26 protein-coding genes are annotated in these 26,752 nt (G+C 66.4%); 17 read left to right on the forward strand and 9 right to left on the reverse strand.

Annotated elements, in window-relative coordinates:
- Nucleotides 1–51: 51 nt before the first annotated feature.
- The 3 genes from WDB66_RS07665 to nadC are packed head-to-tail and all read left to right on the forward strand — an operon-like array spanning nucleotide 52 to nucleotide 3,376.
- Nucleotides 52–339 (forward strand): Trm112 family protein, encoded by a 288-nt coding sequence (locus WDB66_RS07665; RefSeq protein WP_339397948.1) that lies wholly within the window; start codon nucleotides 52–54, stop codon nucleotides 337–339.
- A 7-nt stretch (nucleotides 340–346) separates the two neighbouring features.
- Nucleotides 347–2,524, forward strand: coding sequence for a DUF1631 family protein (locus WDB66_RS07670; protein WP_339397949.1), 2,178 nt, complete (start codon nucleotides 347–349; stop codon nucleotides 2,522–2,524).
- A 3-nt stretch (nucleotides 2,525–2,527) separates the two neighbouring features.
- Nucleotides 2,528–3,376, forward strand: coding sequence for a carboxylating nicotinate-nucleotide diphosphorylase (nadC, locus tag WDB66_RS07675; RefSeq protein WP_339397950.1), 849 nt, complete (start codon nucleotides 2,528–2,530; stop codon nucleotides 3,374–3,376).
- Between the two features lie 45 nt (nucleotides 3,377–3,421).
- Here nadC and WDB66_RS07680 read toward each other — a convergent pair whose 3' ends face one another.
- Genes WDB66_RS07680 through WDB66_RS07690 form a run of 3 tightly spaced genes read right to left on the reverse strand, consistent with a single transcriptional unit; the run spans nucleotide 3,422 to nucleotide 5,423 of the window.
- Nucleotides 3,422–3,694 carry an acylphosphatase gene (locus WDB66_RS07680; protein WP_339397951.1) on the reverse strand — a complete coding sequence of 91 codons (273 nt, stop codon included), beginning with the start codon at nucleotides 3,692–3,694 and terminating at the stop codon, nucleotides 3,422–3,424.
- Nucleotides 3,691–4,185, reverse strand: coding sequence for a redoxin domain-containing protein (locus WDB66_RS07685; RefSeq protein WP_339397952.1), 495 nt, complete (start codon nucleotides 4,183–4,185; stop codon nucleotides 3,691–3,693). The genes WDB66_RS07680 and WDB66_RS07685 overlap by 4 nt, the downstream gene beginning before the upstream one ends.
- Nucleotides 4,185–5,423, reverse strand: coding sequence for a YihY family inner membrane protein (locus tag WDB66_RS07690; RefSeq protein WP_339397953.1), 1,239 nt, complete (start codon nucleotides 5,421–5,423; stop codon nucleotides 4,185–4,187). Before WDB66_RS07690 ends, WDB66_RS07685 begins: the two co-directional genes overlap by 1 nt.
- A gap of 175 nt (nucleotides 5,424–5,598) precedes the next feature.
- Between WDB66_RS07690 and wrbA the strand changes: the two genes are divergently transcribed.
- From wrbA to WDB66_RS07705, 3 genes are read left to right on the forward strand one after another with little or no spacing between them, the layout of a single operon-like run.
- Nucleotides 5,599–6,192, forward strand: coding sequence for an NAD(P)H:quinone oxidoreductase (wrbA, locus tag WDB66_RS07695; RefSeq protein WP_339397954.1), 594 nt, complete (start codon nucleotides 5,599–5,601; stop codon nucleotides 6,190–6,192).
- Nucleotides 6,189–6,539 (forward strand): DUF2069 domain-containing protein, encoded by a 351-nt coding sequence (locus WDB66_RS07700; protein WP_339397955.1) that lies wholly within the window; start codon nucleotides 6,189–6,191, stop codon nucleotides 6,537–6,539. Before wrbA ends, WDB66_RS07700 begins: the two co-directional genes overlap by 4 nt.
- A gap of 34 nt (nucleotides 6,540–6,573) precedes the next feature.
- Nucleotides 6,574–7,065 carry an asparaginase domain-containing protein gene (locus WDB66_RS07705; protein WP_339397956.1) on the forward strand — a complete coding sequence of 164 codons (492 nt, stop codon included), beginning with the start codon at nucleotides 6,574–6,576 and terminating at the stop codon, nucleotides 7,063–7,065.
- 96 nt (nucleotides 7,066–7,161) lie between these two features.
- Here the strand turns inward: WDB66_RS07705 and WDB66_RS07710 are convergent, their stop codons facing one another.
- On the reverse strand, nucleotides 7,162–10,029 hold the full coding sequence (locus tag WDB66_RS07710; protein ID WP_339397957.1) for a pre-peptidase C-terminal domain-containing protein: 2,868 nt from the start codon (nucleotides 10,027–10,029) through the stop codon (nucleotides 7,162–7,164).
- A 523-nt stretch (nucleotides 10,030–10,552) separates the two neighbouring features.
- Here WDB66_RS07710 and WDB66_RS07715 point away from each other — a divergent pair.
- Nucleotides 10,553–10,954, forward strand: coding sequence for a MerR family transcriptional regulator (locus WDB66_RS07715; protein ID WP_339397958.1), 402 nt, complete (start codon nucleotides 10,553–10,555; stop codon nucleotides 10,952–10,954).
- Between the two features lie 21 nt (nucleotides 10,955–10,975).
- A complete protein-coding gene (locus WDB66_RS07720; RefSeq protein ID WP_339397959.1) occupies nucleotides 10,976–13,159 on the forward strand; it encodes a VIT domain-containing protein in 2,184 nt (727 codons plus the stop codon).
- A 75-nt stretch (nucleotides 13,160–13,234) separates the two neighbouring features.
- Here WDB66_RS07720 and sufT read toward each other — a convergent pair whose 3' ends face one another.
- Nucleotides 13,235–13,786 carry a putative Fe-S cluster assembly protein SufT gene (sufT, locus tag WDB66_RS07725; protein ID WP_339397960.1) on the reverse strand — a complete coding sequence of 184 codons (552 nt, stop codon included), beginning with the start codon at nucleotides 13,784–13,786 and terminating at the stop codon, nucleotides 13,235–13,237.
- A gap of 165 nt (nucleotides 13,787–13,951) precedes the next feature.
- Here sufT and WDB66_RS07730 point away from each other — a divergent pair, with 165 nt between their 5' ends.
- The 3 genes from WDB66_RS07730 to WDB66_RS07740 all read left to right on the forward strand — a co-directional run bounded on the left by WDB66_RS07730 (nucleotide 13,952) and on the right by WDB66_RS07740 (nucleotide 15,820).
- Nucleotides 13,952–14,335, forward strand: a complete 384-nt coding sequence (locus tag WDB66_RS07730; RefSeq protein ID WP_339397961.1) for a hypothetical protein — start codon at nucleotides 13,952–13,954, stop codon at nucleotides 14,333–14,335.
- A 61-nt stretch (nucleotides 14,336–14,396) separates the two neighbouring features.
- Nucleotides 14,397–15,242 (forward strand): pyrroline-5-carboxylate reductase, encoded by an 846-nt coding sequence (proC, locus tag WDB66_RS07735; protein ID WP_339397962.1) that lies wholly within the window; start codon nucleotides 14,397–14,399, stop codon nucleotides 15,240–15,242.
- Nucleotides 15,243–15,244: 2 nt separating this feature from the next.
- A complete protein-coding gene (locus tag WDB66_RS07740; protein WP_339397963.1) occupies nucleotides 15,245–15,820 on the forward strand; it encodes a YggT family protein in 576 nt (191 codons plus the stop codon).
- Nucleotides 15,821–15,893: 73 nt separating this feature from the next.
- Here the strand turns inward: WDB66_RS07740 and ppnN are convergent, their stop codons facing one another.
- On the reverse strand, nucleotides 15,894–17,267 hold the full coding sequence (ppnN, locus tag WDB66_RS07745; protein ID WP_339397964.1) for a nucleotide 5'-monophosphate nucleosidase PpnN: 1,374 nt from the start codon (nucleotides 17,265–17,267) through the stop codon (nucleotides 15,894–15,896).
- Between the two features lie 141 nt (nucleotides 17,268–17,408).
- Between ppnN and kbl the strand changes: the two genes are divergently transcribed.
- The 5 genes from kbl to WDB66_RS07770 all read left to right on the forward strand — a co-directional run bounded on the left by kbl (nucleotide 17,409) and on the right by WDB66_RS07770 (nucleotide 22,293).
- The gene (gene kbl, locus WDB66_RS07750; RefSeq protein ID WP_339397965.1) at nucleotides 17,409–18,599 is read left to right on the forward strand and encodes a glycine C-acetyltransferase; all 1,191 of its coding nucleotides are present in this window, start codon (nucleotides 17,409–17,411) and stop codon (nucleotides 18,597–18,599) included.
- A 183-nt stretch (nucleotides 18,600–18,782) separates the two neighbouring features.
- Nucleotides 18,783–20,135: a dihydroorotase gene (locus WDB66_RS07755; RefSeq protein ID WP_339397966.1), complete on the forward strand. Its 1,353-nt coding sequence runs from the start codon at nucleotides 18,783–18,785 to the stop codon at nucleotides 20,133–20,135.
- Nucleotides 20,136–20,161: 26 nt separating this feature from the next.
- On the forward strand, nucleotides 20,162–20,983 hold the full coding sequence (locus WDB66_RS07760) for a M23 family metallopeptidase (protein WP_339397967.1): 822 nt from the start codon (nucleotides 20,162–20,164) through the stop codon (nucleotides 20,981–20,983).
- A gap of 49 nt (nucleotides 20,984–21,032) precedes the next feature.
- On the forward strand, nucleotides 21,033–21,584 hold the full coding sequence (locus WDB66_RS07765) for a hypothetical protein (RefSeq protein ID WP_339397968.1): 552 nt from the start codon (nucleotides 21,033–21,035) through the stop codon (nucleotides 21,582–21,584).
- Between the two features lie 256 nt (nucleotides 21,585–21,840).
- Nucleotides 21,841–22,293, forward strand: coding sequence for a CopD family protein (locus WDB66_RS07770; RefSeq protein ID WP_339397969.1), 453 nt, complete (start codon nucleotides 21,841–21,843; stop codon nucleotides 22,291–22,293).
- A gap of 27 nt (nucleotides 22,294–22,320) precedes the next feature.
- Here WDB66_RS07770 and WDB66_RS07775 read toward each other — a convergent pair whose 3' ends face one another.
- Nucleotides 22,321–23,244, reverse strand: coding sequence for a DUF1684 domain-containing protein (locus tag WDB66_RS07775; RefSeq protein ID WP_339397970.1), 924 nt, complete (start codon nucleotides 23,242–23,244; stop codon nucleotides 22,321–22,323).
- Between the two features lie 138 nt (nucleotides 23,245–23,382).
- A complete protein-coding gene (gene mutL, locus WDB66_RS07780) occupies nucleotides 23,383–25,215 on the reverse strand; it encodes a DNA mismatch repair endonuclease MutL (RefSeq protein WP_339397971.1) in 1,833 nt (610 codons plus the stop codon).
- 125 nt (nucleotides 25,216–25,340) lie between these two features.
- Here mutL and WDB66_RS07785 point away from each other — a divergent pair, with 125 nt between their 5' ends.
- Nucleotides 25,341–25,769, forward strand: coding sequence for a CBS domain-containing protein (locus WDB66_RS07785; RefSeq protein WP_339397972.1), 429 nt, complete (start codon nucleotides 25,341–25,343; stop codon nucleotides 25,767–25,769).
- Nucleotides 25,770–25,883: 114 nt separating this feature from the next.
- On the opposite strand, the gene WDB66_RS07790 is transcribed toward WDB66_RS07785, so the two are convergent.
- On the reverse strand, nucleotides 25,884–26,579 hold the full coding sequence (locus WDB66_RS07790) for a hypothetical protein (protein WP_339397973.1): 696 nt from the start codon (nucleotides 26,577–26,579) through the stop codon (nucleotides 25,884–25,886).
- Nucleotides 26,580–26,752 lie beyond the last annotated feature (173 nt).

Raw genomic sequence — 26,752 nt, forward strand, 5'->3', positions numbered from 1 at the left:
GCAGCCGCTATTGTAGTCGTAGCACACGGCTGACAGAATTGAAGCATCGCAATGGGCACACTCCACATGACACTCGATACACGCCTGCTGGAGATTCTCCGCTGCCCCGCCTCCGGCCAGAGTCTGGGCCTGATGACATCGGCACAACTGGAATCGGTGAACCGCGCCATCGCGCAGGGCCAGGCGCAAAGCGCCGATGACGGCACGGCGCCGCAGCCGCTGCGGGCCGGCCTGATCACCGCCGCGCAGGATCGCTGCTATCGCGTTGAAGACGGCATCCCGGTGCTGCTGGCCTCCGAATCGATCCTTCTGCCGCCCGCCGGTGCGGCCGCAGGCTGACCCCGACATGCCCGAAACCGATATCGCGCTGCGCACGCGCCTGCGCAGCGAACTGCAGGAGCAACTGGCCCAGCCGCTGCACCAGCTGTTCGAAGAGCTGGACAACCGCCTGTTCGATCTGGCCGAACGCAGCCGCGTCAGCGCCCAGCAGCATCTGTATTTCGACGGCCTGCGCGAATTACGCCGGATGCGGGTCGATATCGAAACCGCCTTCCTCGACGCCGCCGCGCAGGCCCTGCAATCCGAACCCGCACCACAGACACCGGCACCACGCAGCCGCCCGCTGCAACTGGTGGACAAGGACGAACAGGAAGAAACCCTGAGCCTTGAAACCCAGGTACAGCGCCTGGGCGAACGTCTGGCGCCGCTGCTGTCCACCCTGCTGACCCGTTTGGCCGCACTCGATGGACAACCGCCGCCGGCCGATCCGCTGAGCAGCGCGATGTCACCGCGCGGTCTGGGCCGGGCCTTCCGCACTGCGATCTCGCGCGCCGACGTCAATGTCGAACTCCGCCTGATCGCGCACGCGCTGTTTGGCCAGCATGTGCTGCGCGCGCTGGAAACCCTGTACGCGCGGCTCAATACGATGCTGCAGGAAGCCGGCATCCTGCCCGAGCTCCCAGACCCGGCAATCACGCCGCGCGCGCCGATACCGCCGCTGCGCCGTGGCCAGCCACGCCGCATGCCCGATGCCGATGCCGATGCCGATGCGCCACGCCCTGCCCCCCCGGAGCCGGCCCAGGCGGCCGACGGCAACGAGGTGCGGCTGGGCGAAATCCAGCAATTGCTGCAAGCCCGCAAACAGGCGGTCCAGCGTCTTGCCGCCGATGCGCCAGCACTGTCGCCAGACACCGAATCCGGCCCGGCGCTGCCCACCGCCACGCTGGATGCGGCGCTCGATACGCTCTGGACCTACGAAGGCGAACCGCTGCAGCTCAAGCCGCAACTGCTTGAAACCGCGCGCGAACTGGCCGATTCCGGCAGTCTCCAGCCGGCCGCCGAAGACGAGGACATCATCGACCTGATCGGCCTGCTGTTCTCCCACATCCGGCACGATCCGCATCTTCCCGAACCGCTGCAGGGCATCCTGGCGCGGCTGCATGTGCCATTCCTGCGCACCGCGCTGAAAGACCCGCAACTGCTGCGCGGCAGCAGCCACCCGGCGCGCGAACTGGTCGACGAACTGGGCCAGCTGGCGATCGGCTGGTGCCGCTCGGCCGATCCCAACAGCCTCCTGCTCAAGCAGATCGCGCTGACCGTGGAGCAACTGGCTTCGCACTTCCAGGACGAACGCCCGATCGAGTTTGCCCAGGCCGTCAACGACCTGCGCCAGCAGCTGGAAAGCAGCCGCCACCGCGCCGATCTTGCCGAACAGCGCGCGATCGAAACCGTGATCGGGCGCGAGCGCCTCACCCTGGCGCGCAGCCGCATCGCCACCCTGCTGGAACAGCGCCTGCGCCAGCACGAACCGATGCCATGGGTGCGGCAACTGCTGCGCGGCCCCTGGTCCAACCACCTGGCGCTGGTCTGGCTGCGCCATGGCGAGGCCAGCGCCGCCTTCCGCCAGGTGCTGGAATTCGTCGACGAACTGCTGTGGGCCGACGACCCCAGCGCCGCAGGCAATGATCCGGAGCGCCTGGCGCGCGCGCGGCAGACGCTGCCGGATCTTCTGCGCCAGGGCCTGACCAGCGTCGCGCTGCACGACAGCGAAATCCAGGCGCTGGTCGCGCGCCTTGAGGACTTTCTCCAGAGCCAGGCCGAGCAGCGCGAGCCACCCGATTACCTGTACGAAACCGATCCCAGCCTGGCGCAGTCGGATTTTTCCGCGCAGTGGCAGCACGAACTGGTCGAAAACCAGCCGCACCCGGATGATATCGACCCGCTGCTGCTGGCGAAGCTGCGCTCATTGCAGCCGGGCAGCTGGTTCGAATTCCGTCCCACGCCCGAGGCCGATGCCGAGCGCGCCAAGCTGTGCTGGACCAGCCCCTACACCGGCGTCAGCCTGTTCGTGAACCGCAACGGCAACAAGGTGCGCGAAGCCGCGCCCGAAACACTGGCGGCCGAACTGGAAGCCGGCCTGGCCAGCATCATCGAAAGCAACCGCCTGCTGGAACGCACCCTGCGCACGCTGATCGACGAGCTCCAGCAGCACGGCAACGGCAGCACCCGCGCGCAGCGGTCCTGACCCATGCAACTGCACGCTCCCGCCCCGGAACAGATTGCGCTGGATGTCGCGCGTGCGCTGTGTGAAGACATCGGCAGCGGCGATGCCAGCGCCGCCCTGCTGCCCGACAGCGCCCGCAGCGCCCGCATCGTCTGCCGTGAACATGCCGTGGTCGCCGGCCTGCCCTGGGTCGAAGCCTGCATCCGCACGCTGGACCCGCAGGCGCGCTTCGAGTGGTCCGTCGGCGATGGCCAGCAGATCGCACCGGGCACCGCACTTGGCCTGATCCACGCGCACAGCGCTGCGCTGGTCACCGCCGAACGCAGCGCACTGAACTTCCTGCAGACGCTCTCGGCCACCGCCACCACCACCGCTCGCCATGTCGCGGCCGTGGCCACGGTGCCGGGCAGCCGGCTGCGCATCCTGGATACCCGCAAGACCCTGCCCGGCCTGCGTCTGGCACAGAAATACGCGGTGCGTTGCGGCGGCGGCCACAACCACCGCATCGGCCTGCACGACGCCATCATGCTGAAGGAAAACCACATCCTCGCAGCCGGCTCGATCTCTGCCGCCGTCGCCAGCGCACGCCAGCGGTTTCCCGCGCTGCCGCTGATCTGCGAAGTGGAAAACCTGGACGAACTGCAGCAGGCGCTGGACGCCGCAGTGGACCGCGTGCTGATCGACAACTTCACCGTGCAGGACATGCAGCGCGCCGTTGCACTGGCCGCCGGCCGCATTCCGCTGGAAGTCTCCGGCAACGTCAGCCTCGAAACGCTGCCGCAGATCGCCGCCACCGGCGTGGATTTTGTTTCGATCGGCGCTTTGACCAAGCACGTGCAGGCGATCGACTACTCGATGCGGCTGCTTGCCTGAATCCCAATCACGGCATCGCCGTCCTGCTGCACAACAGTTTCCGGATCAGCCGGTGCGAAAACCCGGCGCCACGGTTTCACCGCCCGCATCCTCTCGTTTCACCGCCGACACCTGCGCCTTTTCCGGCCCCTGCCGCAGCCATGTAGCCAATGCGTCGATCGCGGTTGGTGAACCGGCCACCAGCACTTCGACCCGGCCATCAAGCAGGTTCAGCGCATGCCCGTCCAGCCCCAGCGCCACGGCGCGGTCGCGCGTGCTGACGCGATAGAACACGCCCTGCACCCGACCCTCGACCAGAAACCGGACCGTGCTTCTCATGGCAGCGCAGCGCTGATCGCCTGCGCCAGATCGCGCCCGGTCACCGGCCCGAGGAAACGCTTGGCGACCTGGCCTTCGGGCGCGATCAGCCAGGTCATCGGCAGGCCGCGCGGCGCGGGAAAATCCGCCGGCGGATTGTAGACATCGACAATCGCGATCGGATAACCGGCCGGGTGTTCGCGTAGAAAGGCCCGCATCTCTTCGGCACTGATGTCCTCGTAGGCCAGACCGATCAGCGCCACGTCATCACGCGACTCGGCGAAAGCGCGCAGATCCGGCATTTCCTTCAGGCACGGGCTGCACCAGGTGGCCCAGTAATTCACCACCACCCACTGCCCGCGCTTGGCGGAAAGATCGAACACCGGCCCGTCGAGGGTGGCCACACGCAGCTCGGGCACCTCGTTGTCCTCGTCCTGCGCCAGCGCCGGAGCGGCGGCCAGTGAACAGCCCAGCAGCGCGAACAGGCCGAGTGCTTGAAACATGCGATTCATCAGGATTCTCCGTTGTCATCAATACCCAGCACCTGCGCCAGACTGCGCTGCATCGGCACGCGCAATGGCGCACGCAGCGCTTCCAGTTCATCACGCAGACGCCGGCCCAGCGCGTCCTCGCCATCAGGCAGCGGCTGCCCGCTCATCGGCAGGCGCAGGCCGGCGCGTTCGTGGAATTCACCCAGTTCGATGCTGCCCAGATCACGCGCCAGCACGAAGCCGCCGTCCTCCAGGCGCCGGATCACATCCAGATCCACCAGCGTCCGCAGCATCCGCATCAGCACATCATCGCCGATCGCCGGCTCCAGCTGGCGCAGATGCACCGTGGTCAGGCCGCAACCGGTGCGGTAAGCCTGCGCAAAACGCCCGACCACGCGCAGCAGCCCGTACATTTCGTATCCGGCCGGCAGCAGGCGCTGCGCCGGCTGGAAGCGGAACGCCGACAGCGAGGCCGCGAACGATGCCCCCAGCAGCATCACCACCCACGACACATAAAGCCAGATCAGGAAGATCGGAATCACCGCGATCGCGCCGTACAGCGCCTGGTAATTGGCCCGCGTCAGATACAGCGCAAAGCCCCACTTGGCCAGCTCGAACAACAGCGTTGCCAGCAGGCCGGCAATCGCGGTATGGCGCAGGCTCACGCTGCGATTGGGAATCAGCCGATACGCCAGGGTGAAGGCGACGAATTCCAGCAGCACCGGCAATATCCGCAGCAGCCCGGCACCGGTTCCGTCCCCGATAATCGGCAACGACGCCAGATAGGAAGTCACCGCGAAACTGGCCACCGCGAGCAGCGGCAACAAGGTCAGCGCCGCCCAGTAGATCAGCAGCCGCGACAACGGCCGGCGCGGGGTGGTGACGCGCCAGATGCGGTTGAAGGTGCCTTCGATCCGCGACAGCGTCAGCAGCGCCGTGGCCAGCACCGTCACCGCACCCACGCCGGAAAGCGCACGCGCATTGCCGGCCGCCTCTGCCAAGAAACCGGCCACCGTATCGGCCGCACCCGGTACGAAATTGGTGAACACGAAACGGGTCAGCTCTTCGATCCAGCCTTCGTAGACCTGGAACATCGACACGATCCCGAACACCACCGCCGCCAGCGGCACCGCCGCAAACAGCGTCGCGTAGGCCAGCGTCGCGGCCGAATCCAGGCAGCGGTCCTCAATGAAGCGGTGCACCAGAAACCGCACGAACGCCCGCGCCTTCTCGCGCCGCGCCTCGACCCATCCACGCATGGAATGCAAAAAATCCATGGCGCGAAAGATACCTGATGCGGTGCCGGACAAACCTGAAGACTGGCACCGCACGCGATGCAAACCTTCGATATCGCGCCATCGCCGCTGCGGGCGCCCCCAAACTCCCGCCCAGCCCCTATCCTTGTCGCCCTGCCTTTTTGCCCGTGCCTTGCCGATGAACGACATCCTGATCCTCTACTACAGCCGCGGCGGTTCGGTCGCACGTCTGGCGCGGCAGGTGGCGCGCGGAGTGGAGGAAGTGGCCGGGGTGCAGGCGCGCCTGCGTTCGGTGCCGCCGGTAGCGGCGGTGACACAGCTTGCGGCACCACCGGAACCGGAGGACGGCGCGCCCTATGCCACCCAGCGCGATCTGGAGGAATGTGCCGGGCTGATCCTCGGCAGCCCGACGCGCTTCGGCAATATGGCCGCGCCGCTGAAGCATTTTCTCGATGGCAGCGGTGCGTTGTGGGCCTCGGGCGCACTGATCGGCAAACCGGCGGCGGCCTTCACCTCAACCGCCACGATGCACGGCGGGCAGGAATCCACATTGCTGACGATGCTGCTGCCACTGATGCACCACGGCATGCTGCTGGTCGGCATCCCGTTCACCGAAAACGCATTGAACACCACCCGCAGCGGCGGCACGCCGTATGGCGCCAGCCATGTCGCCGGAGCGCAGGATGATCCGGAACCCAGCGCCGAGGAAAAACAGCTGGCACGCGCGCTCGGCCGGCGCGTGGCGCAACTGGCACGGAAGCTGTCGGCATGAGCGCGCGCCGCCTGGCCGCGTTCGGCATCCTGGCGCTGGTGGTGCTGCCGCTGGTCTGGCATCTGTGGTGGCTGCCACCGCAGCAGGTACCAGCCTGGCTGGCCGCACTGCTGCATACACTGCCGATGCTGCCTGCCGCCGTGCTGGTGCTGTTGCGACGCCGCAGCGCGCCGTTCTGGGGCAGCCTCGGCGCCTTGCTGATGTTCAGCCACGGCGTGATGGAAGCTTGGGTGTCAGTGCCAGCGCGGGTGCCGGCCCTGCTCGAGGTGGCGCTGGCGCTGCTGGTGATTGTCGCGGCCAGCTGGAACGGCTTCTGGCACCGGTTCGGGCGCAAGCCCGGTGTATGATGCGCGCCCTCGCAGCAGGCTACAGGTGAACACCATGGATCGACTGTGCATCGTCACCACCGGCGGCACCATCGACAAGATCTATTTCGACGACAAGTCCGACTTCCAGATCGGCGAACCGCAGATCGGCCGCATCCTGGAAGAGCTGGGCGTGGCGTTCACCTTCAACGTGATCCCGATCCTGCGCAAGGACAGCCTGCACATCAGCGACAGCGACCGCGAACTGCTGCGCGCCACCATCGCGGCGCAGGATGCCGAACGCGTGCTGGTGACACACGGCACCGACACCATGGTGGAAACCGCGCGCGTGCTGGCCAGCATTCCGGACAAGACCATCGTGCTGACCGGCGCGCTGAATCCGGCCCGCTTCCGCGGCTCCGATGCCGAGTTCAATATCGGCTGCGCGGTGGGCGCCGTGCAATGCCTGCCAGCGGGCGTCTACATCGCGATGAACGGCCGTATCTGGGACCCGCGCAGCGTGCGCAAGAACGTCGCCGCGAACCGCTTCGAAGCCAGCGGCAACTGACCTTTTCCACATCTTTCGCATCAACAACAAGCCCCGGCATGCCGGGGCTTGTTGTTTTGCATCGGCACATGACCTGTCCGGTCATGCGGTCCGGGGTCAGTTGTGGCTGCCCACCAGGTTCACCCCGGAGAACGTGCTGTAGCCGCGCACCATGATGTGGTACGTCCCGGCCGTGGGCGCATTGAAGGTGCAGACTTCGTTGTTGCCGACACGGTACGGACGGCAATCGTAGCTGGACGTGGTCGGGGCCGAACCGCGACGCACGTACAGATCCGCATCACCACTGCCGCCGGACATCGAGATCTCCAGGCTGCTGCGGCCGCTGGGCACCACGATGGTCCAGAACTGCGTGCTGCCGGCCGTACCAGAGATGCCGCTCACCGGCACGCCGTTGGACAACACATTGCCGCCGCCGGATGGCTCGGTGTAACTGGCCGTCAGGGTCACGCCGGAGAATGAGCTGTAACCACGCACCATCACATGCCAGGTGCCGGCGGTGGGCGCGGCGAAGGTGCAGCTCTCGTTGTTGCCGGCGCGATACGGACGGCAATCGTAGCTGGACGTGGTCGGGGCCGAACCGCGACGCACGTACAGATCGGCATCACCGCTGCCGCCGGACATCGTGATGTTCAGATTGGTTGCGCCGGCCGGCACTTCGATCGTCCAGTACTGAGCATCGGATGCCGTGCCGGAAATGCCGCTCACCGGCACGCCGTTGGCCAGCACGCTGCCGCCACTCGCCGCCACCGTTACCGTGGCGCTCTTGCTGTGGCTGGCGCCCTGGTTGTCGGTAACGGTCAGGGTCACGCTGTAACTGCCGGCCGAAGCGTAGGTCTTGCTCGGGTTGGCTGCGCTGGACGTGGTGCCGTCGCCGAAGTTCCAGCTGCGCGAGGCGATGCTGCCGTCGGCATCGGTCGAGGTGTCGGTGAAGTTCACCGTCAGCCCGTTCACCGTGCTGCTGAAGTTCGCCACCGGCGGCGTGTTCGGGGCCTGGGTCGAGTAGCTGCCGACCAGCGAAACACCGGAAAACGCACTGTAGCCGCGCACCATCACATGCCAGGTGCCGGCGGTGGGCGTGGCGAAGGTGCAGCCCTCGTTGTTGCCGGCGCGATACGGACGGCAATCGTAGCTGGACGTGGTCGGAGCCGAACCGCGACGCACGTACAGATCGGCATCACCGCTGCCGCCGGACATCGTGATGTTCAGATCGGTCGCGCCGGCCGGCACTTCGATCGTCCAGTACTGGGCACTGGAAGCCGCGCCGGAAATGCCGGTGACCTGCACGCCGTTGGCCAGCACGCTGCCGCCACTCGCAGCCACCGTCACCGTGGCGCTCTTGCTGTGGCTGGCGCCCTGGTTGTCGGTAACGGTCAGGGTCACGTTGTAGCTGCCGGCCGAAGCGTAGGTCTTGCTCGGGTTGGCTGCGCTGGACGTGGTGCCGTCACCGAAGTTCCAGCTGCGCGAGGCGATGCTGCCGTCGGCATCGGTCGAGGTGTCGGTGAAGTTCACCGTCAGCCCGTTCACGGTGCTGCTGAAGTTCGCCACCGGCGGCGTATTGCCCGGCCCACTGCCGGCCACGGCCGACACTGCGGCATAGGCATCGACGATGCCGGCACCGCAACCGCCGCTGCAGGTGCCGGGCAGCGGACGCGCGGTGTTCTTCAGCGTGGTTTCGATCTGCGCCGGAGTCAGTGTGGTGGGCGAGGCCGCGATCATCAATGCCGCGACGCCGGCCACATGCGGGGTCGCCATCGAGGTGCCGTCGTAGAAGGCGTAGGTTTCGGCCACCGGCGTGGTGCTGCCGCTGTTGAGCGTGGACAGCACGCCCTTGGCCGTGGTCGCGGTCTGGCAGGCAGTCAGTGATGCATTCGGGATGCAGGTTTCACCGCCCGGCGCGGTCACGTCGATCAGATTGCCGTAGTTGGAATACCAGGAACGGTTGCCTTCCTTGTCATTGGCCGCCACCGCGATGACGTTATTGCAGTTGGCCGGCGAGGCGTTGGACACGTTCATATTGTCGTTGCCGGCCGCAATCACCACCACCGAACCACGCGACACCGCGCTGTTGATCGCGTTCTGGAAGGTGCTGCCGCACGAACCGCTGCCGCCCAGGCTCAGGTTGATGACCTTGGCTGGCGTGGCATTGGCCGGCACGCCGCTGACGTTGCCGCCCGATGACCAGACGATGGCCTCGGCGATGTCCGAATCGTAGCCGCCACCACGGCCGAGCACGCGAACCGGCTGGATCTTGGCGCCGAAGGCAACCCCGGCGATGCCCTTGTTGTTGTTGCCCACCGCCGCCACCGTGCCGGCCACATGGGTGCCGTGCCAACTGGAGGAATAGCCGCCGGAGAAGTCGCCCGGATCGCTCGGATCGGCGTCGCGGCCATTGCCGTCGCCAGCCACCGAAGTGCTGGAAATGAAGTCGTAGCCGGCTACCACGTTGGCATTGAGATCGCTGTGGTTGGTGATGCCGGTATCCAGCACCGCCACCACCACGCCGCTGCCGGTGGAAATATCCCAGGCGTTCTGCACATTGAGCCCGCCCACGCTTTCAAAGTAGTGCCACATCTCGCCGTAGCGGGTGTCGTTGGGCACGAAGCGGATCTGGTTGAGCCGATCCACCTCGACGTATTCCACGCCGCCCTGCTCGACCAGATCCTGCATGAACTCATGCGCCTGGGTGGCATCCAGCGCGCGGTCCAGTTCGATCACTTCACCGCCCACGGCCAATTGCCGCAGACTGGAAACCTGGAGATTGTGGCGGCTGCCGGCCAGCGAGAAGGCCGCGTTGCGGCGGGCGGTGGACAGGCGCGCATTGCCGCTGTCCTGGAATTTGATGATGAAACGGTCGTAGCGGCCATCGGCCTCCAGCGCCGAGGTCTGGAGCCGGGCTCCTGAAGCCACGAATTCATCGGCACCGGCAAGCGGTGCGGCACACGCCAGCGCGACGGCAAGCGCCATCGCATTCGCCCTGGCCAGGCGGAAGTTGCAGATAAGCACGATTGAACATCCCCATTTTTAGGAAGGAAAGGTCGTCGGACGGGTGATCCGGCACGCCCGGATCGCGTCTCCCTTCGCCCATCCAATGACACTGCATCCAGCACTGCCAGCTCCCCTGCCACGGCCTCCCCCCGGTGACCGCGCGCCCCGCTTCACGACTGCACAGACGGCATGCAGCGGATGCGGAATCGGATGGTGGCGCCCACCCGTCCCCAAGGCGGAAGCGCGGCTGGACCGTAGCAATGGCGAAAAAAAACTGTCAACCAGAACGTGATTTTCATCACGACTGCGCGGGAAAAACCGCATGGCATCAGGCTTTCCGCACACATCAGCGAACCCGGAAATCTGTTCTGCACCGCAACAATGCGCGAAATTCTGCCGCTGGGCGACAACAAAAGACGCGCTGCGTCACCTCAGAACAACAAATAAAGCCTTGACGGACGGGAAATTATGAAACACCATTTGCGACACTAATGGTGTCCATATGAAATTATCCCTCGAACAACTCAGCGACCAGTCCGGCGTGCCCGGCCGCACCATTCGCTTCTACATCCAGAAGGGCCTGCTGCCGCCACCACATGGCGAACGGCGCGGCGCCTGGTACACGCCCGAGCATCTGGCCGCGCTGCTGCGCATCCGCCAGTGGCAGGAGAGCGGCCTGTCGCTGGATGCCATCGCCGGCCTGCTGCAGGCCCGGCAGGAAGCGCCACTGGCGCCAGCCCGGCCTGGTGCGATCGAAGTGCGTTCGCACCTGATCGTGGCCGACGGTATCGAACTGTCGGTCGCACCCGAGCGCGCCGGCCTGACCCAGAGCCAGATCCGCCAGCTGTTCCAGCGCGTGCGCGCGGCGCTGGACGAACTGCGCCCGCCACCCACCGACGACTGACTTCCCGAGCAGGAGAACCGCATGATCATCGCCCCGCACCGCGACCGCCGCCACCGCAACGCCACCATCCCGCTGGCGCACACCGATCTGCAGATCGGCATCCACAACCTGCTGGCCACCTACGAACTGCGCCACGTCTTCAAAAACCATGGGGAAACCGCCATCGAAGCGGTGTATTCGTTCCCGGTGCCGCTGGATGCCGCCTTCTGCAGCATGAGCGCGACGATCGGTTTCAACGGCCGCAATCTCAGCGCCCAGGTGCTGCCGACACGCGGCGCCGAACAGCGTTATGACGGCGCCATCAGCGACGGCGATTCGGCCGTGTTGCTGGAAGAACTCGAACCCGGCCTGCTGTGCGTGAATCTGGGCAATCTGCTGCCCGACGAATCCGGCGAAATCGTGCTGACCTTCGCCGCCGCGCTGAACGTGGCCGATTACAGTGCGCGTTTCAGTCTGCCACTGGTGCACCGCCCGCGCTATGGCCGCAGCCGGCTCGATGCGCTGGTCACGCCTCAGCATGATTTCGCCGTCGAGCATCCGCTCAGTGTGCAAATCCGCATCACGGGCCTGCTCGCCGATTGCGCGGTGCGCTGCAACCTCGCCGGCGTACGCCATCACCGCACCGATGCCGGCGCCGAGCTGATGATGGACAACGCCCTGCTCGACCGCGATCTGGTGCTGGCCTTTGATCTGGCCGAAGTGCCACCGGCCCGCGCGATGCTGGTGCAGGACGAAACGCCGGCCGGATCCAACCAGCGCCACGATTGCCTGGCCGTGGTCACCGCGCTGGCACCCCGCGATGATTGTTCGCCTGAGCCAGCACGCGACATCTGCCTGCTGCTGGACGGCTCGGGCTCGATGATCGGCGATGCGATCGTGCAATCGCGCCAGGCGCTGCACTCGGTGGCTGATCTGCTCGGTGAACAGGACCGCATTCAGGTAATCCCGTTCGGCACCCGGCCGCATCCGATGTTCCGCCGCCCGTTGCGCGCCAGCGAACTCGTGCGCCAGAGCCTGTACCGCCTTGCCGACACCGTCGATGCCAATCTCGGCGGCACCGAAATGGCGGCGGCGCTGGAATCGGCGCTGGACACGCTGGAACGGCTCGACGGCCCGCCTGAAAACAGGATCATCATCCTGGTCACCGATGGCGGCGTGACAAGCGAGCAACTGGAAAGCGTGTCGCGGCGTGCGCAAACCGGCGGCGTGCGCATCTTCAGCGTCGCAGTCGGCAGCAGCGCCGGTGCCGATGTACTGGCGCCGCTGTCGCAGGCCACGGGCGCCACGATGGAACGCGCGATGCCGGCCGAACCCATCGATGACGCCGTGGTGCGCCAGCTTCGCCGCGCCCGTCACAGCCCGCTGCTGATCGATACCGACTGGGGCACGCCGCAGGTGTGGCCACTGCCGGCGCCGCGGGTTTATCCGGGCGACGCATTGACGCTGATCGCACGCTGCGATGCCACCGCACCACCGCGCGAATTGACGCTGACGTTGCGTTCTCCCGATGGCCAACTCGCCACACGTCAGACCATCACCTTCACCTTACCGCAACCCGATCCCGCGCTGCGCGCCTGGGCCGGCCAGCATCTGTACGCGCACGCATCGGACAGCGACAAGGAAGCGGTGGCGCTGCGCTACGGTCTGATCACGGCGCAGACCAAGGCTGTGTTGGTACACGAACGCGCGGACGCTGACAAAGCTGCGGAACTGCCGCAGATCGTGCCGGTGCCGCATATGCAGCCTGAAGGCATGCTGCTGTATCAGCGCGCGGTTCCCGTACCGGCCGCAGGCGAATACATGGATATCCCCTGCTTCCTTCGCCGCCAGGCCCGTGACGTCCCAGCCGTGTTGCAGCACGCCGCGCCGGAACCCCCTGCCCTGTTCACTGCGGAACAGAAACAGGCCTTCGCCGCCGCCTTGGCCGAACTGCTGCTGGCCGACATCCTGCGCCCCGACCTCTACCTGATCAGCAGCCGGGTGCCACCCGAGCATCAGGAGGCACTGGTGGAATGGCTGAAGCAGCGCTCCAGCACCCGCCTCCTGCGCCGCATCAGCAGCAAACAGCGTTTCGACACCGTCGCCCTGTTGAAGGAACTGTTGGATGAAGGCGTGCTGCCGCCGGCCGCGCTGGACGACGACGCGGAAGCCGCACTCGCGCTCCACCTCGCCCGCAAACCCACGAACCCGCACCTGCCGTATTGAACCGCCGCCGCGTGAAAACCGCCCCTCGCGAACAAACCACATGTAGCCCGGGTAAGCGCAGGCTACAGGGGCGGTTTACATCATGCCGGTTTCCAGCCGTGCAGCTTCGGACATCATGCCCTGGTTCCACGGCGGATCGAACACCAGCTCGACATCGGCTTCGACCACGGTCGGGATCATTTCCAGCTTGTCGGTCACGTCCTGCACGAGGATGTCGCCCATGCCGCAGCCCGGTGCGGTCAGCGTCATCGTCACCGCGATGCGACGCGAGCCGTCGTCCCCATGGCTGATCTGGCAGCTGTAGACCAGGCCCAGCTCGACGATGTTGACCGGGATTTCCGGATCAAAGCAGGTACGCATCTGCTGCCAGGCGAGTTTTTCGATGTCCTCGTCGGTGGCGTTGTCCGGCAGTTCGATCGGTTCCGGCGGCTCCTTGCCGAGGGCATCGGCATCGACGCCGGCGATGCGGAACAGATTACCTTCGACAAACACCGTGAAGCTGCCGCCCAGCGCCTGGGTGATGTAACCGACGCTGCCGGCCGGCAAGGTCACCTCGTCGCCCTGCGGGACCATCACGGCCTCGCAATCGCGTTCGAATTTGACCGGTTCGCTGCTGCGGCTGTACATGGGGTGGATCACTCGTTGCGCGTCGCAGGTGACGCGGATGGCAAAAAAGTGCGGCGCCGGCACACAGCGATGCGCTCGCGTCGGACTCGGGACCGTGACCGGCTATTCTACTGCACCCGCTCCGCGCCACGGCCCTGCGTGACTTCCACTACCTTCAGCACCCATATGCTCGCCGCTTTCACCGCGCTCGTCGCCATCGCCGGCGTAGCCGCGATCTGGGCCGGCGTTAGCCTGGCTTTGCGCGGCCCCTGCGGCTGGATGGCGCTGGTCGCGGCGATCGATGCCGCGCTGCTGCTGCGCCTGGCCGGACTTGCCGCCGGCCGGCATCGCGCCGGCGTTGCGGTGGCGACGACAATGCTGTCGATCCTGGCCGGGATCTTCGTCGTCGGCTCGGCCAATATCGGCGTGGGTTTCGCGATCCTGCCGCATCAGGCGCTGTGGCTCACCGGCCCGCAACTGGCATGGACCTGGTGGCAGTTGAACACCGGTGCCTGGGAAGTGCTGCTGGCCGTACTGGCGCTGCCGCTGGCCTGGAAACTGGCGCGCTGAATCTTCATCGCCGGCCCGGTGCCGGTGTCATTCTCCAATTCACGGATTGCTTCGCATCATCATGAACGTTTCAACATCCTCCCTCCCCAGCAACGGCCGCATCGCCTTCATCGGCGGCGGCAACATGGGCCGCAGCCTGATCGGCGGCCTGATCAGCCAGGGCATCGCGCCGCAACGCATCGTCGTGGCCGATCCGCTGGAAGCCGTGCGCGCCGGGCTGGCTGCGGATTTTTCAATTGCCACCGTGGCCACGCCGGCCGAGGCGGTCCGCGATGCGGCGCTGGTGCTGCTGGCAGTCAAACCGCAATCCATGCGCGAGGTCTGTCAGGCATTGGCACCGGAATTTCCTGCGGATGCGGTCGCGGTCTCGATCGCCGCCGGCATCACCGTGGCGCAGCTGGATACGTGGCTGGGCGGCGAACGCGCGGTGGTGCGCGCAATGCCGAACACGCCCGCCCTGCTCGGCGCCGGCGCCACCGGGCTGTTCGCCAATGCGCGCGTGGACATGGCGCAGCGGCTGCTGGCCGATACCGTGCTGGGCGCGGTCGGCATCGGCGTCTGGGTCGAGGACGAAGCGCAGATGGACATCGTCACCGCGCTGTCGGGCAGCGGCCCGGCCTATGTCTTCCTGCTGGCCGAAGCGATGCAGGCTGCCGCGATGCAGCTGGGTCTGCCGGAAGCCGCGGCACGCGCACTGGCCACGCAGACCTGTCTGGGCGCGGGCCGGATGCTGGCCGAATCCGGCGAAGACGCCGGCACCCTGCGCAGCCGCGTGACCTCGCCCGGCGGCACCACCCAGGCCGCGCTGGAAAGCTTCGTCGCCGATGATTTCAACGCCATCGTGCTGCGCGCCCTGCAGGCAGCGGCACAGCGTGGCGCGCAGCTTTCAGCCCAGGCCGGCGACTGACCATGCCCTATCTCACCGATGCCGCGACGCTGCTGATCGACATCCTTTTCGGCGTGGTCGCGCTGATCTTCGTACTGCGCGTGCTGCTGCAATGGGTCGGCGCCAACTTCCACAACCCGATCTGCCAGGGGCTGTACCGTCTGACCAATCCGGTGCTGGTGCCGCTGCGCCGCTGGATCAAGCCGTGGCGACGCATCGACCTGGCCGGCGCGCTGGTGGTGCTGCTGGCGCTGATGCTGAAAGCCGCGCTGCTGCTGGGGCTGGCGCGCCTGCCGCTGGCGCCACTGGCGATCGTGCTGCTGGGCCTGGCCGAAACGCTCGGGCTGCTGCTGACACTGTATTTCTGGCTGGTGCTGGCGCGCGTGATCCTGAGCTGGGTCGGCGGTGGCAGCGGACATCCAGTGGTGCCGTTGCTGATGCAGTTGACCGAACCGGTGCTGCGCCCGATCCGCCGCGCGTTGCCGGCGCTGGGCGGCTTCGACCTGTCACCGCTGCTGTTCACGCTCGCGATCCTGCTGGCCCGCATCCTGCTGGTGGCACCGCTGCGCGACCTGGCGGTGAAAGTGGCGGTGGGTTGAAGACGATCCGGCACCGGGGTGTCCTGACTCACCCCGGGCTCCCGAGCCGGAAGAACGCAATTGAGCTGGCCGCTCAGGCCACCAGTCGATAGCAGGGCTTGTAGTCGCCGGACATTTTCATGCGGTTCTGTGCGACGAAATCGCGCAGCAGGGCATCAAGCGAGCGCATGATGTCCGGCTCGCCATCGATCACGAAGGGGCCGTGCTGTTCAATCGCGCGCATACCCTCTTCCTTGACGTTGCCCGCGACGATGCCGGAGAAGGCGCGGCGCAGGTCGGCGGCCAGCAGATGGGCCGGCTGATCGCGGTGCAGGCGCAGTTTCAGCATGTTTTCGTGCGTGGGCATGAACGGGTGCTGGAACTCGGACTGGATGCGCAGCGACCAGTTGAAGAAGAAGGCGTCCTTGATCTCCATCCGGTAATGGCGCACGCGCTCGAAACTGCGCTGCATGTGGATCGCGACCTCGCGCGGGTCTTCGATGATGATGCGGTAATGCTGCGCCACCGATTCGCCCAGCGTCAGTCGCAGGAAGCGGTCGATCTGCTCGAAGTACGCGGCTGCGCTGCGTGGGCCGGTGAACACCAGCGGGAACGGGATGCCGGCGTTTTCCGGATGCAGCAGGATTCCCAGCAGATAGAGGATTTCCTCGGCCGTGCCGACGCCGCCGGGGAACACGATGATGCCGTGGCCGACCCGCACGAAGGCCTCCAGGCGCTTTTCGATGTCCGGCATGATGACCAGTTCGTTGACGATCGGGTTCGGCGATTCGGCCGCGATGATGCCCGGCTCGGTGATGCCGATATAGCGGTTGTTGATGCGACGCTGCTTGGCATGCGCAATCGTGGCACCCTTCATCGGGCCCTTCATCGCGCCCGGGCCGCAGCCGGTGCAGATGTCCATCGCGCGCAGGCCGAGCTGGTAGCCGACCGATTTGGTGTAGAGGTATTCCTCACGATTGATGGAATGGCCGCCCCAGCACACCACCATGTTCGGATCCACATGCGAGCGCAGCACGCGCGCGTTGCGCAGGATTTCGAACACGGCGCTGGTGATGCCTTCCGAATCGGTCAGATCAAAGGCGTCGCTGCCCTGGATCTCCGTGGAGACATAAGCCACATCGCGCACCACCGCGAACAGCAGCTCGGCCACACCCAGGATGATCTTGCCGTCGACGAAGGCCTCGGCCGGCGCATTGCTCAATTCCAGCTTGATGCCGCGATCCTGCTGCTGCACCTGGATATCGAAATCCGGGTAGCGCACCAGTGCCGCACGCGGATCGTCCGAGGCGCTGCCGGAGGTCAGCACCGCCAGCGCGCAGCGCCGCAGCAATTCATGCAGACCGCCGCTGGAGGCGTCATGCAGACGGCTGACTTCGTGGCGGGAAAGGATATCCAGGCCGCCGCGCGGAAAGACGCGGGCGTTGACGGTGGCAGGGGCGGAACTCATCGGCTGTGTGTGCTCATATCATTCATTGGACCAAGTAGCATGCCACAAAATTTATGCGATCCCGCTACGTGTGCAGGCAGGTGTTGCCTGCGCGCCACAGCCTGATCGCCACCGCCAACCTTTGCTTGCAGGAGCCGCCCGATGTCCCTGACCCATCGCTACACCGACGAACTCGCCTCGATCCAGCGCGACGGCCTGTACAAGACCGAACACGTGATCGTTTCGCCGCAGTCGGCGCAGATCACGCTGGAGGACGGCCGCCAGGTGCTGAACTTCTGCGCCAACAACTACCTTGGCCTGGCCGATCATCCGCGTGTCATCGACGCAGCGAAGCAGGCGCTGGATACGCACGGTTTCGGCATGGCGTCGGTGCGATTCATCTGCGGCACGCAGGATCTGCACAAGCAGCTGGAAGCACGGATCGCGCAGTTCTTCGGCACCGAGGACACCATCCTGTACGCGGCCTGCTTCGATGCCAACGGCGGCCTGTTCGAGCCGCTGCTGGGACCGGAAGACGCGATCATTTCCGACTCGCTCAACCACGCCTCGATCATCGACGGCGTGCGCCTGTGCAAAGCCAAACGCTATCGCTACGCCAACTGCGACATGGCCGATCTGGAAACCCAGCTCAAGCAGGCCCGCGCCGATGGCGTGCGCACCATCATGATCACCACCGATGGCGTGTTCTCGATGGACGGCTTCGTCGCGCCGCTCGATGAGATCACCGCGCTGGCGGAAAAGTACGACGCGCTGGTGCATATCGACGAATGCCATGCCACCGGCTTCATCGGCGCCACCGGCCGCGGCTCGGCCGAAGTCAAGGGCGTGCTCGACAAGATCGACATCATCACTGGCACCCTAGGCAAGGCGCTGGGCGGCGCGCTGGGCGGCTTCACCACGGCCAAGCGCGAGGTCGTCGAGATGCTGCGCCAACGCTCGCGCCCTTACCTGTTCTCCAACTCGCTGCCGCCGCATGTGGTGGCGGCCGGCACCGAAGTGTTCGACATGCTCGACGAGGCCGGCGAACTGCGCGAGAAGCTGGTCGAAAACACCGCCTTCTTCCGCGAGCGGATGACCGCCGCCGGTTTTGACCTGAAACCCGGCAACCATCCGATCTGCCCGGTGATGCTGTATGACGCGCCGCTGGCGCAGAAATTCGCCGCACGGCTGCTGGAGGAAGGCATTTACGCGATCGGCTTCTTCTTCCCGGTGGTACCGCAGGGCCAGGCCCGCATCCGCACCCAGATGAGCGCCGCCCACACCCGCGAACACCTGGACACCGCGATCAATGCGTTCATCAAGGTGGGGCGGGAATTGGGCGTAATCAGCTGAGAGGCGGTGACTTGACCCCATGACGTTGGGGTTCGCTGCGCTCACCGCCAACCTATGCGCATCCTGCGCCCTGCAACCCCACATAGGTCGGGCTGAGCGCAGCGATGCCCGACATCCGACATTCCGATATCCCGGCAAGATGCAGCCGCTATCATGGGCACCCCTTTCCCGGAGCCTGCCGCGATGTCCCATTGGCTGATCAAGAACGCCCGCATGATCAACGAAGGGCGCGAACGGGAGGGCGATCTGCGCATCGTCGGGGCGCGGATCGAACAGATCGGCAGCGGCCTGACGGCCCGCCCCGGCGAACAGGTGCTGGATGCGCACGGGCGCTGGCTGCTGCCGGGCATGATTGATGACCAGGTGCACTTCCGCGAACCGGGCCTGACCCACAAGGGTGATCTGGCCAGCGAATCGGCTGCGGCGGTGGCCGGCGGCATCACCACGGTGATGGATATGCCCAATACGATTCCGCCGACGCTCGACGCCGCCGCGCTGGAAGACAAATACCGCCGCGCCGCCGGCCGTTGCCGAGCCAACTTCGGTTTCTATCTGGGTGCCAGCAACGACAACCTCGATGCGATCCGCAGGCTCGATCCGAGAACCGCGCCGGGCATCAAGGTATTCATGGGCGCGTCCACCGGCAACATGCTGGTGGACGATCCTGACACGCTGGACGCGATCTTCCGCGAGGCCCCGACACCGATCATCACCCACTGCGAAGACACCCCGACGATCGACGCCTTGCAAGCGCAGGCGCGGGCGCGTTTCGGCGACGAGGTGCCGGTGTCGATGCACCCGGACATCCGTTCGCGCGAAGCCTGCCTGAAGTCCTCGCAGCTGGCGGTTTCGCTCGCCAAAAAACACGGCACCCGGCTGCACGTGCTGCATATCAGCACGGCCGACGAACTGGCGCTGTTCGAAGCCGGCCCGCTGCTGGATGGCGACGGCCGCCTGCGCAAGCGCATCACCGCCGAAACCTGCATCCATTTCCTGCGTTTTGCGCGCGAGGACTACGCGCAGCTGGGCAACTTCATCAAGTGCAACCCGGCGATCAAGGACGCCGCCGACCGCGACGCTCTGATCGCCGCGCTCGCCAACGACGTGATCGACGTGCTGGCCACCGACCACGCCCCACACGCACTGGAGGAAAAGCAGCGCCCCTACCTCAACGCCCCGTCCGGCCTGCCGCTGGTGCAGGACGCACTGCTGGCGGCACTGGAACTGGTGCACGAAGGCCGGCTCGGTCTGGCCCAGGTGGTGCAGAAGTTCGCGCATGCGCCGGCGCAGCTGTTCGATGTGGCGCGGCGCGGCTTTCTGCGCGAAGGCTATTTCGCCGATCTGGTGCTGGTGGACATGGACAGCCCGCACACGGTGGAACGCGCCGATGTGCTCAGCAAATGCGGCTGGTCACCGTTCGAGGGCATGCGCTTTTCGTCCTCCATTTGCGCCACCTTCGTCAACGGCGAGTTGGCCTGGGACGGCGCGCGTCTGGTCAGCGAACCCCACGGCCAGCGGCTGGAGTTCGCACGGTGAGGCGCTGGCGGCAACTGGCGTTGGCCTTGAGCCTACTCGTTCTGGTTCCCCTGCCGGCGGCGGGGGAAATCGCCGGGACGAACGGCGGCACTTCCACGCACACCACCCTGCCCGAAGCGGTGCAGCAGGGCACGCTGGTGTTCGGCCAGACTGCGCCCGGCAGCAAGGTGACGCTGCACGGCAAGGCGCTGCGCGTGGCACCGGATGGGCGCTTCGTGTTCGGTATCGGGCGCGATGAAAGCCGCGATGCGCGCATCGATGTGCAACGGCCCGATGGCCGCCACGAGCGCGTCGACGTGGCGGTGAAAAAACGCGACTGGCCGGTGGAACGTGTCAGTGGCGTGCCGCCGGCCACCATTGATCCACCGCCGGAGATCGCCGCCCGCATCGCACGCGAACAGGCCGCCGTCGCCGCCCAGCGCAACCGCGACGATGCCCGCAGCGATGTGTTCCAGGGTTTCATCTGGCCGCTCGAAGGCCGCATCAGCGGTCGTTTCGGGCGCCAGCGTGTCTACAACGGCAAGCCGGGATCGCCGCATTCGGGCACCGACATCGCCGCGCCGCAAGGCACCCCGATCCGCGCTCCGGCCGCAGGCGTGGTGGTCTTCGCCGAGCCCGACCTCTACCTCACCGGCGGCACCGTACTGATCGACCACGGCCACGGCGTCGGTTCCAACTTCCTGCACCTGTCGCGCCTCGATGTGGAACCGGGCCAGCACGTGGAACGTGGCCAGAGCATCGGCCAGGTCGGCGCCACCGGCCGCGCCACCGGCCCGCATCTGCACTGGGGCCTGACCTGGTTCAGCACACGGCTGGACCCGCAGTTGCTGGAGTTGCCGGAAAGATGATCCATTCCGCCAACAACCGCCTGCCCATCAGCATTCGGACCTTGGCCCGATGAAAGCCCGGATTCTCATCAGCGTTCTGCTGCTGAACATCGCCTGCACGCAGGCCTACGCATCCACCGCGCTTCCGGATGGTGATGTCCTGAGCGCATGTGCAAGCGCCATCTATCAGGATGCCTCCGCGAACCACACCAGCGACCCGGACCCGGAAAACGTATTTATCCTCCCGGAAGGCGAGAACTCCGGCCGCCACACGCCACCACGTTATTTGCAGAGCCAGCTGCGTGACGCCAATTGGGGCACGATCAGCTCAGCACTCGAGCACCTTCACACCCGTCTGGACGGAAACTGGAAGCCGCCTGCCAACATTGTGATACCCGGCATTCCGGTTCGCATCAAACCGCCAGGGAAGGACTGGCACCTGGGGCGGTACAACAAGTTCTTCATCTCCTTCTGGCCACCCGGCTACGATCACGAGCGCGGCACGGCCTTCGTACTGGCAAGCTTCGGACCGAACCCGCACGGCGCGATGGCTGCATGCCAGCTTCGCAATACCGGTGACGTCTGGCAGGTCGAGCAGCAGTGGGTTGTCTCGTACCTGTAGCCAGGAGCCCGGGTAAGGCCACAGGCCGCACCCGGGGTCGGAATCAGCAGCCGCGCACAAGGCCAGGATCATCGGGAAAGCCACACCCGGGTGCGGCCTGTGGCCTTACCCGGGCTACTTGGTACTCGAGCTACTTGGTACCCGGCTACCTGGTTGTCTGCTGCGTCGATCACGATCCGGGTTGATGCGGATCAATGCAGGCGTTCCGTGCCCGCCTTCACACTGACAGCCACCGCTGCCGGTACGCAGGTCCGCCATGTATTCGACATTGCTGTTGCTGCATCTGCTGGGTGCCACGGTCTGGACCGGCGGGCATCTGGTGCTGGCGCTGGCGGTGTTGCCCGGTGCCTTGAAGGCGCACGATCCGGCGCGGGTGCTGGCGTTCGAATCGGTTTACGAACGCATCGGCATGCCAGCGCTGCTGCTGCAACTTGTGACCGGGGTGTGGATGGGCTGGTTGTTGCTGCCCGGGCCGGAATACTGGCTGGCGCTGGATACGCCGCATGCGCGGCTGCTCGCGCTGAAATTCGCGCTGCTGGTGCTGACCCTGCTCACTGCGCTGGACGCGCGGCTGCGCATCATTCCGCAGCTGCGCCCGGAAACACTGCCGGCGCTGGCGCGCAGGATCGCGTTCGTGACGTTGCTGTCGGTGCTGTTCGTGGTCGTCGGCGCCTCGTTCCGCGGACGCTTGCTGATCGGGCTGGTGTGAGCAACGCGCGCAGATGAAGACGCGGCGCTACCTCGCTCCGCTTTCGGACACTGGCGACAGCGGTCCACCCGGCTCCTGATACTTCTTCTCGCCGGCCGTCACCGCCAGTTCCAGCCGGTTTTCCGGCGGCGGCAACGGGCAAGTCGAGTAGTCATTGAAGGCGCAGGGCGGGTTGTAGGCCAGGTTGAAATCCACCGTCACCTTGCCGTCGCGTGGCGCGGCGGCATCAAGGAAACGGCCGGCGCCGTAGGTGTCACGGCCCGAGGTGCGGTCAGCCAGGATCAGGAACAGGCTGCCGTCACCGTTGCCGATCGCTTCGAGCCGATGGCTGCGGCCATCGCGTTCGAACACCACGGCGCCCGGATTCGGCATCGGCTGCAACTGGTTGACCACATTGGCGATATCGATGGTGCGGCCTTGCGGATGCGGTTCGAAACGCGCTTCCAGCCGCCAGTCCGCATCCACCGGGTAGAAATCCAGCCCGGCGAACTCGTGCAGTCCCCGCGCCTGCGAATCGCGCACCCGCAACGCGAAACGGCCATCACGCTCGATCAGATTGAAGCCGCTGCGCCCTTGGTCGAAGGTGATCCGCGTCGGCGTGCCGCTGCTGTCCGGGTGCAACTGGAAGGCGGCATCGGCAGCCGCACCATCGACCAGAAAAGCCGCACCGGTAGCAGGCTCCAGCCGCAGCACACCATCGGCCAGTTCCAGCGTGCCCAGATGCGCCGGCCCGACCGCCAGCACGATGTGGTTGTCCGGTGCGCTTCCCAGCGTGTGCCGGCCCGGCTCGATCCAGTGCAGGCCGACCAGCGACAGCCAGCCCAGCGGGTGTTTCAAACCTTCTTCGCGTGCCTGCCGCTGGCGCTCGATCTGCTGTTCGTACGACGAGGACTCGGCGTGGGCGGGAAGCGCCATCAACAGCGTCAGACAGGCTGCAAGCAGGCATCGCATCGGTTTGATCTCCGTTGTCCGGGAAAAGGTTTGCGACCGCGCCGCAGCGCGCCACGATGGCAGTTTCCGCAAAGCCTGGAAAGAACCAACGGGCATCAGCCGATGCCGTGCGGATATCTGTGCCGGCCTGCGGGCGACTCAACGCCCCCGCAGGAACAACCTGTCCAGCTGCGCCTTGTCCAGCTGCACCCAGGTCGGGCGGCCGTGATTGCACTGCCCGGAGCGTTCGGTGGCTTCCATATCGCGCAGCAGTGCGTTCATTTCCGGCAGCGTGAGGCGACGGTTGGCGCGCACCGAGGCGTGGCAGGCCATGGTGCCGAGCAGTTCGTTGCGCTGTTCCTGAATACGGCGGGTGCTGCCGTGTTCGATCAGATCGGCCAGCACGTCCAGCGCCAGCTGGCGCGCATCGACGCCTTCCAGCAGTGCCGGAATGGCACGGATCGTCAGGTTCTGCGGGCCGCTGCGGTCGATCTCGAAACCCAGTTCGGCCAGTTCCGCGGTGAAGTTTTCAGCGGCGCCGGCCTCGCGTTCGCTGACCGCCAGCGACAACGGCACCAGCAGCGGCAGCGCGCGGATGCCCTCGCCGTCCTGCGCCAGTTTCAGGCGCTCGTAGCTGATGCGTTCGTGTGCGGCGTGCATGTCCACGATGATCAGGCCGTCGGCGTTTTCCGCCAGTACGAAGATGCCGTGCAACTGCGCCAGCGCATAACCCAGTGGCGGCACCTGCGCGTCGGCTCCGGAAGGATCCGGCGCAGGTTCGGAAGCCGTGCGCGCGCTGCCGTACAGCGCGGCATAGGCACCCAACTGCTCACGCACCTGGAGCCGCAGTGGCGCCTGCCCCGCGAACGGTGCCGGTGCCGAATGACCGGAAAGCGGATGCGACAGCATGCCCGACGCAGCGTTTGTCACCGGCATCGAACCCGCCACCTCGCCCTGCCCCGGCAGGCGCTGCGGATCCGACGTGATCGCGCCGGCACGGGTTTCGGCCAGCGCGTGGTGCAGCGTGCGGTAGAGGAAATCATGCAGCAGGCGCGAATCGCGGAAACGCACCTCGCTCTTGGCCGGATGCACATTCACATCAACCCGCTGCGGGTCCATTTCCAGGAACAGCACATAGGCCGGATGCCGGCCATGGAACAGCACATCGGCATAACCCTGGCGCACCGCATGCGCAACGACGCGATCGCGCACCAGACGGCGGTTGACGTAGAAATACTGCTGGTCGGCCTGCGAACGCGCGGCGGTCGGCAAGCCGACCCAGCCACTCAGGCGAAAGCCGGCGGCAGCCTCGTCCAGATACAGGCTCTGGCGCGGAAACTCCGTGCCCAGGGTTTCACCCAGCCGGCGCAGGAACTCTTCCTGCGTACCCGACGCGCGCCAAGCACGTACCACCTTTCCGTTGTGCGAAAGCCGGAATTCAACATCCATCCGCGCCAGCGCCAGACCGCGCAGCAACTCCTCGATATGCCCGAACTCGGTGCGTTCGGTGCGCAGGAAACGCCGGCGCGCCGGCACGTTGAAGAACAGATCGCGCACTTCCACCGTGGTGCCGACCGGATGCTGCGCCGGCATCGGCTCACCCAGTTTTCCGCCTTCGCATTCGATGCGGAACGCGTGCTCGGCGGCAGCGGTGCGCGAGGTGATCGAAAAATGCGAAACCGAGGCGATCGAGGGCAGCGCTTCGCCACGGAAACCCATCGTCGCCACCGCCTCCAGATCCTCGAGCGAGGCGATCTTGCTGGTGGCGTGGCGCGACAGCGCCAGCGCCAGTTCCTGCTTCGCGATGCCGCCCCCGTTGTCGCGGATGCGGATCAGGCGGATACCACCTTCTTCCAGTTCCACGTCGACGCGCGTGGCACCGGCATCCAGCGCGTTCTCGACCAGCTCCTTCACCGCCGACGCCGGCCTTTCCACCACTTCGCCGGCGGCGATCTGGTCGATCAGGGTTTCAGGCAACAGATGGATCGACACGCGGCACCAGACAATGAAAAAGGAGCCGCTGATTCTACTGTGTGCGGCGCGACGGGGCCGGCGCGGTGGCGGTCGCTGCGGGCCCGGGCTAGACTCGGATGGCCATTTCTTGAGCGGAGGTTGTCATGCGCAATGCAGGCCATCTGTTGCAGGGCAAGGGGCCCGGGATCTACCACGTGGCGCCGGATGACTCGGTGCTGGACGCGATCCGGGAAATGGCGCAGCGCGGCATCGGTGCGGTGCTGGTGATGGACGGCGACGCGCTGGTCGGCATCATTTCCGAGCGCGACTACGCCCGGAACGTGATCCTGAAGGACCGCTCATCCAAGACCACCAAGGTCGCCGAGATCATGTCCTCGCCGGTCATCACGGTGCAGCCCGTGACCACGCTGGACCAGTGCATGCGCACCATCACCGACAACCGCGTGCGGCATCTGCCGGTGGTCGAGGATGGCATCGTGGTCGGGGTGTTGTCGATCGGGGATCTGGTCAAGGCCGTGATCGATTCGCAGGCGCGCGAAATCGAACAGTTGCAGAACTACATCGCCGGCTGAGGCCTGCTCAAATCAATCCGCTCAGACCCGGCTGTTCAAACAGACCTGCCCACATCGGCCGGACCGGTTTGATGCGTGGTACCGGCAACCCGCAGTGACACGATCCGGCGCAGCTCAGGCACCGGGTTCCAGCGGGGAATCGCCGCCGCCCCCGGCCGCTGCGCCCATGCCCATTCCCATGCCGGCACCGCCTGCCGCGCCACCACCGCCTGCACCCCCACGGCTGCCACCGGCGGCAGCACGGCCGCCATCGCTGCCGCGCTTGGCGCCACCACTGACCACCACCCGCATCGGTCCCTGATCGGGAATGGCAAGGTCCGCCGGCACCGGGGCCAGATCCAGCGCCTGGCGGATGAAGTCGCGCAGCGAGGCCACCAGCTTCGAGGTTTCGACCTGGCGCCCTGCGACCATGTCGCTGGCGGCGGCAGCGGCCAGGCGCATCTGTTCCTCGGTGCCCAGCAGGATCACATCCGACAGCGCGGCTTCGACCGCATCGCGGATGCGGCGGCGGCGCCCGGCGGCATCCGACTCCATGTCCGGCTCCTCACCCGATTCGGCCAGGCGGCGCAGATCACGCAGATGCGCAGGATCCACTGCAAGCTCACCGGTGAACGAGCCGCCGAGCACCTTGTAGGCCGCGATCAGGGTCTTCAAGCGCTCGTTGATCTGGCGGTTCTCGCGCTCGCGCTTGCGTTGCATGGTCTGCATGAAGACCAGCCGCACCCCGACCATCAGCAGCGTCATCAGCAACAGGCCGGCCAGTGTCGTGAACAGCCCCGACCACGAGCTGAAATCCAGAAGTCCGCGCATGTAGCCGCCGGGTGCAGATGAAGGGGCGGCAGTATCGCGCAGATTGCTTCAGGCCGGAGCCGTGGGGGGGGGGGGGGGGGGGGGGGGGGGGGGCGGGCCCCCCCCCCCCCCCCCCCCCCCCCCCCCCCCCCCCCCCCCCCCCCCCCCCCCCCCCCCCCCCCCCCCCCCCCCCC

This window comes from Denitratimonas organivorans, assembly GCF_037478135.1.
In the GTDB taxonomy this organism is placed as follows: domain Bacteria; phylum Pseudomonadota; class Gammaproteobacteria; order Xanthomonadales; family Xanthomonadaceae; genus Denitratimonas.

Coding starts and splice junctions, on each gene's coding strand:
- WDB66_RS07665 (WP_339397948.1), top strand. CDS start 52: ATGGGCACACTCCACATGACACTCGATACACGCCTGCTGGAGATTCTC.
- WDB66_RS07670 (WP_339397949.1), top strand. CDS start 347: ATGCCCGAAACCGATATCGCGCTGCGCACGCGCCTGCGCAGCGAACTG.
- nadC (WP_339397950.1), top strand. CDS start 2,528: ATGCAACTGCACGCTCCCGCCCCGGAACAGATTGCGCTGGATGTCGCG.
- WDB66_RS07680 (WP_339397951.1), bottom strand. CDS start 3,694: ATGAGAAGCACGGTCCGGTTTCTGGTCGAGGGTCGGGTGCAGGGCGTG.
- WDB66_RS07685 (WP_339397952.1), bottom strand. CDS start 4,185: ATGAATCGCATGTTTCAAGCACTCGGCCTGTTCGCGCTGCTGGGCTGT.
- WDB66_RS07690 (WP_339397953.1), bottom strand. CDS start 5,423: ATGCGTGGATGGGTCGAGGCGCGGCGCGAGAAGGCGCGGGCGTTCGTG.
- wrbA (WP_339397954.1), top strand. CDS start 5,599: ATGAACGACATCCTGATCCTCTACTACAGCCGCGGCGGTTCGGTCGCA.
- WDB66_RS07700 (WP_339397955.1), top strand. CDS start 6,189: ATGAGCGCGCGCCGCCTGGCCGCGTTCGGCATCCTGGCGCTGGTGGTG.
- WDB66_RS07705 (WP_339397956.1), top strand. CDS start 6,574: ATGGATCGACTGTGCATCGTCACCACCGGCGGCACCATCGACAAGATC.
- WDB66_RS07710 (WP_339397957.1), bottom strand. CDS start 10,029: ATGGCGCTTGCCGTCGCGCTGGCGTGTGCCGCACCGCTTGCCGGTGCC.
- WDB66_RS07715 (WP_339397958.1), top strand. CDS start 10,553: ATGAAATTATCCCTCGAACAACTCAGCGACCAGTCCGGCGTGCCCGGC.
- WDB66_RS07720 (WP_339397959.1), top strand. CDS start 10,976: ATGATCATCGCCCCGCACCGCGACCGCCGCCACCGCAACGCCACCATC.
- sufT (WP_339397960.1), bottom strand. CDS start 13,786: ATGTACAGCCGCAGCAGCGAACCGGTCAAATTCGAACGCGATTGCGAG.
- WDB66_RS07730 (WP_339397961.1), top strand. CDS start 13,952: ATGCTCGCCGCTTTCACCGCGCTCGTCGCCATCGCCGGCGTAGCCGCG.
- proC (WP_339397962.1), top strand. CDS start 14,397: ATGAACGTTTCAACATCCTCCCTCCCCAGCAACGGCCGCATCGCCTTC.
- WDB66_RS07740 (WP_339397963.1), top strand. CDS start 15,245: ATGCCCTATCTCACCGATGCCGCGACGCTGCTGATCGACATCCTTTTC.
- ppnN (WP_339397964.1), bottom strand. CDS start 17,267: ATGAGTTCCGCCCCTGCCACCGTCAACGCCCGCGTCTTTCCGCGCGGC.
- kbl (WP_339397965.1), top strand. CDS start 17,409: ATGTCCCTGACCCATCGCTACACCGACGAACTCGCCTCGATCCAGCGC.
- WDB66_RS07755 (WP_339397966.1), top strand. CDS start 18,783: ATGTCCCATTGGCTGATCAAGAACGCCCGCATGATCAACGAAGGGCGC.
- WDB66_RS07765 (WP_339397968.1), top strand. CDS start 21,033: ATGAAAGCCCGGATTCTCATCAGCGTTCTGCTGCTGAACATCGCCTGC.
- WDB66_RS07770 (WP_339397969.1), top strand. CDS start 21,841: ATGTATTCGACATTGCTGTTGCTGCATCTGCTGGGTGCCACGGTCTGG.
- WDB66_RS07775 (WP_339397970.1), bottom strand. CDS start 23,244: ATGCGATGCCTGCTTGCAGCCTGTCTGACGCTGTTGATGGCGCTTCCC.
- WDB66_RS07785 (WP_339397972.1), top strand. CDS start 25,341: ATGCGCAATGCAGGCCATCTGTTGCAGGGCAAGGGGCCCGGGATCTAC.
- WDB66_RS07790 (WP_339397973.1), bottom strand. CDS start 26,579: ATGCGCGGACTTCTGGATTTCAGCTCGTGGTCGGGGCTGTTCACGACA.